Origin of the sequence: Sphingopyxis selenitireducens (assembly GCF_051550705.1) — a bacterium.
Lineage (GTDB): Bacteria > Pseudomonadota > Alphaproteobacteria > Sphingomonadales > Sphingomonadaceae > Sphingopyxis.
This window is the reverse complement of sequence record NZ_JBPULG010000001.1, coordinates 854,728-865,841: the sequence shown is the minus strand read 5'-3', so window position 1 is coordinate 865,841 and position 11,114 is coordinate 854,728. Positions and strand designations below refer to the sequence as shown.

Genomic DNA, 11,114 nt, shown 5'->3' with positions numbered 1-11,114 from the left:
CGGGGCCGGTCCCGCGCGCCCCCGCTATCCCGCATCATATCGTCGTGGTCGACGATGATGCCGGGGTGCGGACGCTGCTCGCGCGTATCCTGCGCGAGTGCGGATATGATGTGACGGGCGCCGCCGACGGCGCCGAACTTGCCGCCACGCTGGGCGAGCGGAAGATCGATCTGATCCTGCTCGACATCATGCTGCCGGGTGAAAACGGGCTGGACCTGTGTCGTGATATCCGGACGCGCAGCCGGGTGCCGATCATCATGATCAGCGCGCGCGGTCAGGAAAGCGACCGGGTCGCGGGCCTCGATCTGGGTGCCGACGATTATATCGCCAAGCCATTCGGGCGGTCGGAGGTGCTGGCGCGGGTGCGCGCGGTGTTGCGGCGTGCGCATGACGTCCATGTCCCGCTCGACATTCCGGCGCCCGAGCGTTTCGATTTCGCGGGCTGGCATTATCATGCGCGCCGCCGCGAGCTGATTGCGCCGTCGGGAGCCGAGGTCGAGTTGACCGCGGCCGAGCATGAATTGCTGCTCGCGCTCGTGCGCTATCCGCAGCGGATGATCGCGCGCGACCGGCTGCTGGAACTCGCGCGCAGCCGTGTCGGGTCGGCGACCGACCGCAGCGTCGACGTGCTGATCAGCCGGCTGCGCCGCAAGCTGGGCGACGGCCGCAAATCGCGTCCGCTGATCCGCACCGTGCGCGGGGTCGGCTATATGTTCGCGGCCGATGTGACCGTCGCCTGAGGATGGCGGGTTCAAGATCGCGTATGGCACGATTGGGAATGGTGGCGCGGATCGCGCTGGTGCTGGTCTGCGCCGTCGCGCTGGAATTTATGGGCAATGTTGCGCTGCATCGTTGGCAGGAGCGCGAGCTGGTGCCAGCAGAGCGGGTCGAACGGATCGCGGCACGGCTGGTAGAGGGCGAGCGCGTGGCGCTGGCGAACCATCCCCGGGATCGCGAGCGATTGATGCATGGCATGGCGGGCGACGGGGTTGCGCTCAACTGGGTCCCACGGACGGTGATCACCGATTTCAGCCCGGCGTTCGAGCAACTGGCGGCGATGCGCGCACGGTTGGTGCAGGCGGCGCCGACGCTGACGAAGCACGAATTGCGGCTGACGGTGATGCCGTCGACCGATGCCGGCGCGCGCGATCTGGTCGGTGCGCTGCGGCTGGCCGACGGGTCGTATATCAGTTTTCGTGTCGGCGCCTTTCTGGGCGCGCCGCCGAATCCGGCGGCGGTCGTTCTGTTGCATATGCTGCTCATCGCTGCGGTGCTCGGGGTCGCCTTGCTGATGATCCACCGGCTGGTGCGCCCGCTGCGCAAACTGGCCGAGGCGGCCGACGCCACGGGGATGCGGGCCGTCGGCATATTCGAAGCCGAAGGCCCGCCCGAAGTGCAGCGGGTCGCGACGGCCTTTGCCGCGATGCAGACGCGGCTGATCAAGGCGATGGAGGACCAGACGCATGCGCTGGTCGCCGTATCGCATGATTTGCGTACCCCGATTCAACGCCTGCGCCTGCGCGCGTCGATGATCGAGGATGGTGAAGCGCAGAATGCGATCACCGCCGACCTGGGCGAGATGGAGCATTTCATCGACGCGACGCTGGACTATGTCCGCAGCGGCGAGGATGAGCAGCCGCGGTTGATCGATCTCGCTGCGCTCGTCGCGACCATTGCCGACAGCGCCGCCGATATGGGCGACGATATCGTTTATCATGGCCCCGACGAATGCCTCGTCACCGCGCGGCCGTTGGCGATCAAACGGATATTGGGCAATTTGATCGACAATGCGCGCCGCCATGCCAGCCATATCGAACTGACGCTTGCCGGTGCAGGCGCCTACGCAGGGGGCGACCGGATCGCCATTGCGGTCGAGGATGATGGCCCCGGTATCCCGCACGATCAGCGCGCCGAAGCGCTGCTGCCGTTCCGCCGTCTCGACAGCGCGCGGGGCAGGCATGCGGGCGGGGCGGGATTGGGGCTGGCGACTGCACTCAAGACCGCGCGCGCGATGGGCGGCGACATGGTGCTGGAAGACAGCCGGCTGGGCGGCCTCACGGCCCGGCTCATTCTGCCGCGAGCGATTGCTGCCAATCCGGCGACGACCGCGATTTTACCCACTGTTCATCATCCGCCGCTAACCTAATATCCGAGGGGCCACTCGAAACGGGAGCTCTATGTCTATCGGACATGAAATGCGTCGGCTGCGCGCCGAACATGATGCATTGGCCACCTTGTCCCGCATCATAACGGAGCTTGTAGATCAGCCGCATCCGCCGCCATCAGCAGAGCTTTGCTCGGTGCGCGGGATGCTGCGCGATACATTGGTGCGCCACCTGAAATGCGAAGATTGGGTTCTCTATCCCCGGCTGAAGGCGAGCGGGGATGTTGCGCTTATCCGGATGGCGGCCGAATTTGTCGCCGAGATGGGCGATATCGCCAGCGACTTTCAGGCCTATGACGGCAAATGGACCGAGGAGCAGGTCGCGGCCGATTGGCCGGGCTTTTGTCGAGAGACGCGCGCCGTCCTGAGCCTGCTTGCGGTACGGATCGAGCGCGAGAATGAGGAGCTTTATCCTGCGGTCGAGCGTGTCGCGGTCGCCCAGGCCGCGCTTGTCGATCCGGCCGTCAGGGCCGGAGGGACAATTTCCAGCTGAGCGCCACCCGCCAACCCTGATCAAAGCCCGGTACCGGCTGTTTCCACGCGTCGGCGACCTCGATCCCGATATTGGCATATTCGCCATAGGCGAGGCGCACCCCGCCGCCAAAGCTGCCGAGCTGGAAGCCGGTTTGCGCGATGCCCGGACGCGCGAGCAGCGTCACATCGGCATAGTCGGCGAAGCCATAGATTTCGCTTTTGCTGAATTTGCCGCTGCGCAGCGGGCGCAGTGCAACTTCGGTGAAGCCGGCGACCCCGCGGTCGCCGTTGACGAGTCCGTCATCGAAGGCGCGGCCGAAGGTGGCACCGCCGACGCTGAACCGCTGCGCCGCCGGGACGCGGTCGCGCGTCCAGCGGCCGGTCGCGGCAAGGCGAATGACCGCGACCTTGCCGACCGCCTGATTGGCTTCCAGCCCGCCATCGACGGCGAGAAAATCTTCTTCGCCGACGCCGGGATCGACCTGTGCCCCCGCAAAGCCCAGGCCTTGTGACGCGCCGATGCGGGCCCCCAATACGGTGCGATCCTCGGTGAACCGGAAGGCGAGGCTGCTGCTGGCGGTCCAGGTTTTTTCGGCGGCGATCGTCGACCCGAACAGCGCGTTGCGCGAATCGAGATAGTCGAGCCGCGCCGCGAGGGTCAGGTTGCGGCGTGTCGCGCGGACGATCGGGTGGGTAATGCCGAGCCCCCCGCTCCACGCTTCACCGTCGACGGCCAGCCCCGCCGGGCGGGTACGCAGCGCGGCACCCGAAATCTCGGCACGCGTGCCGCCGCTCCCGATCGGGGTCGAATGACTGGCGGCAAGATAGAGCAGGGATTTGAAGTTGAGCGCGGCGGCACCGGTCAGCCGGGTTTCGTCGCCGCTGCGCAGCAGGCTGGACCCGCGGGCGTTCGCCTCGACTATTCCGTCATTGACGAAACGGCTGGTGCGCGTGGTGAAGCCAAGGCCGACCGTCGGCTTTTTGGCATCGACCGCGAGGTCGAGCACGACTGCGCCGGGTTCGCCCGATAGCGCCAGTGTCGGGGTGACGGTGACGCCGGGAATTTCGCCGATATTGCCGAGCACACGTTCGAAGCGCGCGCGCGGCAGCGGGCGCTGACCGGGCAATGTTCCCGCCATCCTGGCGATCAGCGGTACGGGGCCGCTGTTCTGTTCGCCGCTGATCGTCACCGCGCCGACATGGCCCTCGGCCGAGGCGACGGTGACGACGCCCCCGGACAAATCCTGTTCTGGGATGACAAGGGTGAAGAGCGCGACGCTGGAGCGGCTGTAGGCGCGCGTCATAACACCGGCGAGGCGGGCCAGATTGTCCGCCGACGCGGGCTTGCCGACAAAGCGCCGGGCGGCGCGCGCGACATTGGCGGGAACGCCCGACCCGACGAAGCGAATTTCGCGGATGATGATGTCGCTGCGCGCGCCAAGTTCAACCTTGCCGAGCGAGAGATTCGCGGTTTCGGGATCGGGCAGCGGATCGCGACGATTGTCGGAGGGCGAAAGCGGCGGCCGTCCGTCGAGCGGGGTGGCGGCCGGCTGCGCTGCCGAGGCTGCGGCGGGAAGGAGCAAGGCTCCCGTCGCCGCCGCAGTCCAGGCGCTGCGCAGACTGCGCAGCGAGCGGATCAGTTGCCGCCCTTTGGTTTCAGGCCGCCCAGCACGCCGCCGACGGTGCCCGTGACGCCCGTGACGAGGCCGGTGACGGCGTTGCCGTCGGTTCCGCCGCCGCCGGTCGCACCACCTGCGACCTGAGCCAGCGTTCCGGTTACCGCGGTAACGGTCGATCCGACCAGCGCGACCGGGCTACCCGTCGCGCCGCCCGCGGGCGTTGCTATCGCGCCCAGCAGATTTCCGCCGGTGCCAGGCTGTACTGTCACCAACTGGCCGCCGGAACCGACGCCAACGGTCAGCAGCGATCCGCTGGTCTGTGTTGGCGACAACAGGCTGGCGCCGAGCAACGGCGAAGCTGCGGGCGATCCGATCGCCGTTGCCTTGCCGATCGTTGCGGTGATCAGCTGGCCGGGCGCAGCGGTCAGGCCGTCGACCAGATATTGCTGGCCATTGCCGGTCTGGACCAGCGCGACCCCGGTGCTTTTGACCACGCCGACGACGGTGCCGACAAGATTGGTTCCGCCGGGCAATTTGCTGTCGACGGCATTGGCGAGCAACAGACCTTTGTCGGCGACGACATTGACGAGGCCGCCGGTTTTGACGAGCACTCCACCGATCACCGGATTGACGCTGGCCGGATCGCCGGTGTTGGCGAGCAGTCCGGTGCCGGCGATGCCGCCGGGGCCGACCAGCCCGCCGACCGCGAGCGCGCCGGCATTGCCGAGGCCAAGATTGCTTCCGCCCGCGCCGGATGCTCCCGCGGGGCCGGCCGGGCCAGCGGGTCCGGCGGGGCCAGCCGCGCCTTGTGGGCCGGCGGCGCCTGTGGGTCCCGCAGGACCGACGCTGCCGACGCGGTAGCTGCCTGACGATTCGCAGGCGGCGAGCGCGAGGCATGCCGGTATGAGGATGAGGTGGGCAGGACGAAACTCGAGACGTGACGAACGCATGAGGCATCTCCTTCGTGGGAATAGGTCCCTGAGACAGGAAATGATGCGAGCGAAGGAAAGTTCCCGAAAATTAAGTGGTTAACAATTGTTACCGCGAAACTTAATGATCAAACGCCTATTATCTTTGGCATTTTTACCAAGTAAAAATTTCAGTATTTATTTGGATTGATATCCAGCGCGCTTTGCGTGTCCTGTTTACTGACTAAAAATGGCTCATTTTGGTACAGTTAGAGTATTGGCGGAGTCGGCATGCCCGGCGCCGGCGGCGATTTTTTGCCATCCGGCAGGCTGCATGAGGGCGGCGGCGGCCGCGTGGCGCTTGATTTCAGGGGTGCGCTCGCCTAGCCGCGCGGCAAGCATTGGAGATTTTTTGAGATGACCGACACCCCTCCCGACCATCTGTCGACCAACCCGCGTTCGCCCCATTTCAACATGGACGTGCTGCAACGCGGTATCGGCATCCGCTTCAAGGGGCAGGAACGCACCGACGTCGAGGAATATTCGATCTCGGAAGGCTGGATCCGCGTCGCCGCGGGCAAGTCGAAGGATCGTTTTGGTCAGCCGATGACGATCAAATTGTCGGGTCCGGTCGAGGCCTGGTTCGAAGATACCGCTGCCGAAGGTGGCGAAGAGGCCAGCGAGGCCTGACGCCCTTTGCCCCTTTCCTGTGCGGGAAAGGGGCGCGTTTTCCATCTGCATGATTTTGGGCCGCGCGCGGCTCTGTCCATGCTGCGCCGCCGGTGCGTGGCCGGCCCGATATTATGTACGAGCGACAGCATTCCGCTAGCGGCGCCAGCCCTGCAAATATGGGGTATTTGTTGTTCGGCTTAGCTGCCGAGCGAAGCGACGACAACTTCGAGGCCGTTGCCGGGCTTCCAGTCATTCTTCGCCCAGCGGGGTTCGTCGAATGCGCGGCGCTGGGGAGCGGCGTCACGGTTGTCGCCGTCGGCGTAGATGAAGCCCTGAACCGGATTGGCGCGCAGGCCGAGATCGCCGATCGGTGCGTACCACACGCGCACCATGCTCCAGTCGCCATCGCTGCTGACATCGACGACACGGACATTGCGCTCGATCTGGCCGCGGCGGCCGTTGATCGGCGACCAGTTGGCGTGGTCGATCAGGATTTCGCGGTCGCTGACGACTTTCTTGACCACGGCGACATGGCCGTAAGGCATGCTGCGCGTGCCCGAAAAAGCCATGACGGCGCCCTTGCGGGGCTCTTCGCCGCGTTCGTAGGTGCCTGCGGCCTGCGCCCACCAGGTCTTGGCATTGCCCTGAATTTCGACGCCCGATTCGGCGCGGGCAAAGGGGACGCACTGCAGATAGTCGCGGGCGATCGCCGGGGCGCTGGTCAACATGCCCGCGAGCATCATCACGGACGCGACGGCGGCACCCAGAAAACGACGGTTGGACATGGAAAGCGACCCCCTTGGCTTGTCTTCAAGCGTTGGAGCGTCTTTGCCACGGCGATCCGGTTCCACCACCCGTATAGCGGTGAGTTGCATCGGTCGTGCGGTGAGCGGGGGAACCTTTTGTTAACGGGTTCAATTCGTCGCTCTGGACGCTCGGCTTACCGACTCAGGCTGCCGCGATCGAAGGCGGTGCGGGGCGGTTGAACAGCGTCAGCACATCGGCGGCGGGCATCGGGCGACCATAATAATAGCCCTGGATATTGCTGCACCCCATCGCGCGGATCGTGTCGACTTCCAGCTCGGTTTCCGCGCCTTCGGCCGTGGTCGACATGCCAAGGCTGTCAGCGAGCGCCACGACGGCGCGGATGATCGCGATCGATTCGATGCTGCCCTTTGCTGCGCCGACGACGAAGCTGCGGTCGACCTTGATCGTCGAAAATTGCGTCTTGCGCAGATAGCCGAGCGACGAATAGCCGGTGCCAAAATCGTCGAGCGACAGGCGGATGCCGAGGCCGATCAGCTGGTCGAGCAATTGCGCCGCGCCGCCGCCGTCGCGCAGGAAGACGCTTTCGGTGACCTCAATCTCTAGCCTGTGCGGGGGAAGGCCGCTTTGGGCGAGCGCCGAGACGACGACCGAGGCGAAATTGGGGTCGGTCAGCTGTTCGGCCGACACGTTGATCGCGACCTTGAGGTTCGATGGCCAGCGCATCGCTTCGTGGCACGCGGTGCGCAGCACCCATTCGCCGATCGGCGAGATCAGGCGTGCATCCTCGGCGAGCGGAATGAAGCGGCCCGGCGACACATTGCCGAGCCTCTGGTTGCGCCAGCGGATCAGCGCTTCGAAGCCGTTCAACGTTCCGTCGGCGGCGGTCACCACCGGCTGATAATGAAGTTCGAATTCGCCGCGTTCGAGCGCGCCGCGCAATTCCTGTTCCATCACCCGCCGTTCCTCGGCCTGAGCGTGGAGCGACGGAACATAGCCTGCGGCGACATTGCCGCCGCGGTCCTTGGATTTATAGAGCGCCAAGTCAGCGTTGCGCGTCAACGTTTCGACCGTTGCACCGTCCTGCGGGCCGATGGCGAAGCCGATGCTGGCGCCGACGAACAGCTGGTGATTATCGACCACATAGGGACGGCTGATCGTCGTAATGATCCGCTTGGCGAGATCTTCGGCAGTGTCCGCCGACGGGACATTGTGCAGCACCACGGCGAATTCGTCACCGCCGAGGCGGCCGCAGGTCGCGCCGCGGTCCAGTATCCCCTTCAGCCGCGCGGCGACCTGCGCGAGCAATTTGTCGCCGACGGGATGGCCGAGGGTATCATTGACCGCCTTGAACCGGTCGAGGTCGATTATCAGCATCGCGCAGCGCGACTTGGTTTCCAGCGCATGGGTCAGCGCGCGCGCGAGATCTTCGTTCAGGCTGAGCCGATTGGGCAGGCCGGTGAGATTGTCGAAGCGCGCCATGCGGGCGATCTGTTCGGCGGTCGCATGCTGTTCGGTGACGTCCGAACCGACCCCGCGAAAGCCGAGAAATTTGCCCGCTTCGTCGAGGCGCGGCGAGGCCGACAATTCCCACCAGCGCGGCTTGCCGCCGATCGTCACCGGGACGGTGAGGTTGGAAAAGCTTTCGCGGCGTTTCATCCGTTCGGCCATGGCGTGGAGCGCCTTGGGGAAGTTTCCGCTTTCCCATGCGTCGCCCGACAGCGCCTGAAGCAGCGGAACGCCCTCCAGCGTCTCGGCGCCTGCGCCCAGCGCATAGGCGAGGCGCGGCGACACATGGACGAGGCGGCGGGCGTTGTCGGTCTGCCACAGCCAGTCGGCCGAGGTTTCTTCGAATTCGCGCAGCAGCAGGCTGACCGTTTCGGTCTTTTCGTGCAGCGTTTCCTCGGCGTGGCGGAAGCGGATATGGGTCTGGGCAAAGCGGATGCAGAAGACGCTGAGCAGCAGTCCTGCGATCAGCGCGATCCCGGCGAGTTGCGGCGCACCGGCACGGGCGAGCGCGACAGCTGCCGACAGGCTGACCGGCGCAATGAACAGAATGCAGGTCATCGGAATGCTGTGAGCAAGCATCGCGAGCATCAGCATCACCAGCAGCGCGATCGTCCACATCGAGAGGACATGGTCGAGAGGGGGCGCGAGTCCGGGCAGCCAGAAAGACACGCCCCACAGGACCGCTCCATACAGCGCGTGGCGGTTGCATTGCCGGTGTTCGGCGACACCCGCCAGCCCGGGATTGCCGAACGGCAGCGCGCGGAAGCGGTGGCGCGACCAGAGGGCGAAGAGCATCGTGGCCAAGGCCCATGCGCCGGCGATGGCCAGTGGCAGGTGCATGGACATGGTGCCGCCGGCGATCAGCGCCAGCGCGATACCCATCGACAGGCGCAATCTTCCCTTGTTGCGAAGCGGCGCGAGTTGGAGTTGGCGGAGCTTGCCGATATCTTCGTCGCGTGGTCCCAGCCCCAAGAGGGTCCGCGCGGGAATATCATCGGCAGCCGAATGGTCAGTCAGGCTTTTCACCACGCCAACTTAGCCGCGATGGGTTACCCGAAAGTAACCACGGCATGGTTCTGGTGCGGTTTCTGTCCCCTAAAGGGACAGATTGTGCCGAATCAGGCCGCGATCGCGAAAGGCTGGATTTCCCCGGCGAGATATTGCGCGCGCGCCTTCGACCGGCTGAGCTTGCCAGAACTGGTGCGCGGCAGGGTGCGCGGCGGAATCAGTTCGATCAGGCAGTTCATGCCGGTGATCGCACGCACCCGGTCGCGAATCGTTTCGCGCAACGCAGCACGTTCGGCATCGTCGCTGGTGCGGCACTGGACGAGCACGGCGGGGGTTTCCTCACCCCCCGGCGCGGTGATCGCAAAGGCGGCGATGTCACCCGACTTGAAGCCCGGCAATTGTTCGACCGCCCATTCGATATCCTGCGGCCAGTGATTCTTGCCGTTGATGATGATCATGTCCTTGGCGCGGCCCACGATATAGATGTAGCCGTCCGACAGATAACCCATATCGCCCGTATCGAGCCAGCCGTCCTTCATGCAGGCCGCGGTCGATTCGGGGTCGCGGAAATAGCCGGTCATCAGCGACGGGCCGGTGCACCACACTTTGCCGACAGTCTGGTCGGGCAGGGCGTTTCCGGCTTCGTCGCGAACCTCGATCACCATGTCGCGCGCGGCGCGGCCGCAGTTGACGATGGCGCGGTAGCGGGTGGGGCGGTCGGCGTCGTTCGCGGCGCCCGACAGCTCGGTTTCCTCGACCAGTTCGACGACAATGCCTTCGCCCGGCGGCATGATGCTGACCGCGAGGGTCGCTTCGGCGAGGCCGTAGCTTGGCAGGAAAGCGCTCGCGCTAAAGCCCGCGTCGGCAAAGGCGTCGACGAAGCTTTGCATCACGTCGGGGCGGATCATGTCGGCGCCATTGCCCGCGACGCGCCAGCGCGACAGGTCGAACCGGTCGGCGACATGCGTCTGGCTGGAAACGCGGCGCGCGCAGATGTCGTAGCCGAAGGTCGGCGAATAGCTGAGCGTCGTTCCCTGGTTGCGGCTGATCAGGTCGAGCCACGCGAGCGGGCGGCGGGCGAAATCCTCGGTCTTCAGATAGTCGACCGATACCTGATTGGCGACCGGCGAGAGCAGGCAGCCGACGAGGCCCATGTCGTGATACCAGGGCAGCCACGAGATGCAGCGGTCGCTGTCACGCACTTCCATGCCATGGCTGTGCGCCGCGAGATTGTTGAGCAGCGCGGCGTGGGTCACGGCGACCCCGTGCGGGAAGCGCGTCGAGCCGCTGCTGTACTGAAGATAGCAGGTTTCGTCGGACTGCTGCGCGGGAAGGTCGGCGACCGGTGCGGGACGAGCGGAAAATTCGCTCCAATCCATCGGCGCGACGCCTTCCTTCCCGGCCGCCTCGACCGCCATCGCGGCGATTTCGGGCGGGAAAAAGAGCATGGTGGGGTCGCAGCTGGACAGCTGGACCACCAACTGCCCGACATAGGAGTCGCGCCCGCCGAAGCTGGTCGGCAGCGGCAGCGGCACCGGCCATGCCCCGGCATAGATGGTGCCGAAGAAGAGGGCGGCAAATTCGGCCCCGGTTTCGGCGATGAGCGCGATGCGGTCGCCGGGCTTCACGCCGGCCCCGATCAACCGATAGGCCGCAGCAAGCGCGTCGTGCTTGAGCTCGCTATAGGGATAGGGGCGCACCAGCTTCCCGCGCGGATCGTGGAAGTTGAGCCCGCGTGTGCCGCTGGCGGCATAGTCGAGCGCTTCGCCCACGGTGGCGAAATCGGAAAAGCGGCGCGGCTGGGCGCAATGGGTCGGCGTCGGAGCAAGCTCTTCGGCCATGGTGATCATATCGGTCATATTGGGTGCTAGGTCCCGGAAAGCGGGGTGCACAGCAACAAGCATGTCATCTTTCTGCGTCATGATTGTTTGCGCGATCCCCGGTTGTTGGAACAAAATCGCCTTTTTTCGGGCTCTAATGGCTCGATATGGCGGC

At 65.5% G+C, this 11,114-nt stretch carries 9 protein-coding genes; 4 read left to right on the top strand and 5 right to left on the bottom strand.

Features of this window, described 5'->3' with window-relative positions:
• The first annotated feature begins 26 nt into the window (after positions 1 to 26).
• From ACSYDV_RS04045 to ACSYDV_RS04035, 3 genes are read left to right on the top strand one after another with little or no spacing between them, the layout of a single operon-like run.
• Positions 27 to 740 carry a response regulator gene (locus ACSYDV_RS04045; protein ID WP_438322838.1) on the top strand — a complete coding sequence of 238 codons (714 nt, stop codon included), beginning with the start codon at positions 27 to 29 and terminating at the stop codon, positions 738 to 740.
• Positions 741 to 763: 23 nt separating this feature from the next.
• A complete protein-coding gene (locus ACSYDV_RS04040; protein ID WP_438322450.1) occupies positions 764 to 2,146 on the top strand; it encodes an ATP-binding protein in 1,383 nt (460 codons plus the stop codon).
• Positions 2,147 to 2,177: 31 nt separating this feature from the next.
• Positions 2,178 to 2,657, top strand: a complete 480-nt coding sequence (locus ACSYDV_RS04035; protein WP_438322449.1) for a hemerythrin domain-containing protein — start codon at positions 2,178 to 2,180, stop codon at positions 2,655 to 2,657.
• Here the strand turns inward: ACSYDV_RS04035 and ACSYDV_RS04030 are convergent.
• Both ACSYDV_RS04030 and ACSYDV_RS04025 read right to left on the bottom strand, forming a co-directional pair.
• Positions 2,629 to 4,221, bottom strand: coding sequence for a ShlB/FhaC/HecB family hemolysin secretion/activation protein (locus ACSYDV_RS04030; RefSeq protein WP_438322448.1), 1,593 nt, complete (start codon positions 4,219 to 4,221; stop codon positions 2,629 to 2,631). The genes ACSYDV_RS04035 and ACSYDV_RS04030 overlap by 29 nt on opposite strands.
• 53 nt (positions 4,222 to 4,274) lie before the next feature.
• Entirely contained in the window at positions 4,275 to 5,207 is a 933-nt protein-coding gene (locus ACSYDV_RS04025; protein WP_438322447.1) for a hypothetical protein, read from the bottom strand.
• Positions 5,208 to 5,582: 375 nt separating this feature from the next.
• On the opposite strand from ACSYDV_RS04025, the gene ACSYDV_RS04020 reads away from it, so the two are divergent.
• Positions 5,583 to 5,855: a DUF3297 family protein gene (locus ACSYDV_RS04020; protein ID WP_438322446.1), complete on the top strand. Its 273-nt coding sequence runs from the start codon at positions 5,583 to 5,585 to the stop codon at positions 5,853 to 5,855.
• Between the two features lie 179 nt (positions 5,856 to 6,034).
• Here ACSYDV_RS04020 and ACSYDV_RS04015 read toward each other — a convergent pair whose 3' ends face one another.
• From ACSYDV_RS04015 to ACSYDV_RS04005, 3 genes are all read right to left on the bottom strand, one after another.
• Complete coding sequence (locus ACSYDV_RS04015; RefSeq protein WP_438322445.1) at positions 6,035 to 6,622, bottom strand: CHAP domain-containing protein; 588 nt, start codon at positions 6,620 to 6,622, stop codon at positions 6,035 to 6,037.
• Positions 6,623 to 6,785: 163 nt separating this feature from the next.
• Positions 6,786 to 9,137 carry a putative bifunctional diguanylate cyclase/phosphodiesterase gene (locus ACSYDV_RS04010; RefSeq protein ID WP_438322444.1) on the bottom strand — a complete coding sequence of 784 codons (2,352 nt, stop codon included), beginning with the start codon at positions 9,135 to 9,137 and terminating at the stop codon, positions 6,786 to 6,788.
• Between the two features lie 92 nt (positions 9,138 to 9,229).
• Positions 9,230 to 10,978, bottom strand: coding sequence for a fatty acyl-AMP ligase (locus ACSYDV_RS04005; RefSeq protein ID WP_438322443.1), 1,749 nt, complete (start codon positions 10,976 to 10,978; stop codon positions 9,230 to 9,232).
• Between the last annotated feature and the right edge of the window lie 136 nt (positions 10,979 to 11,114).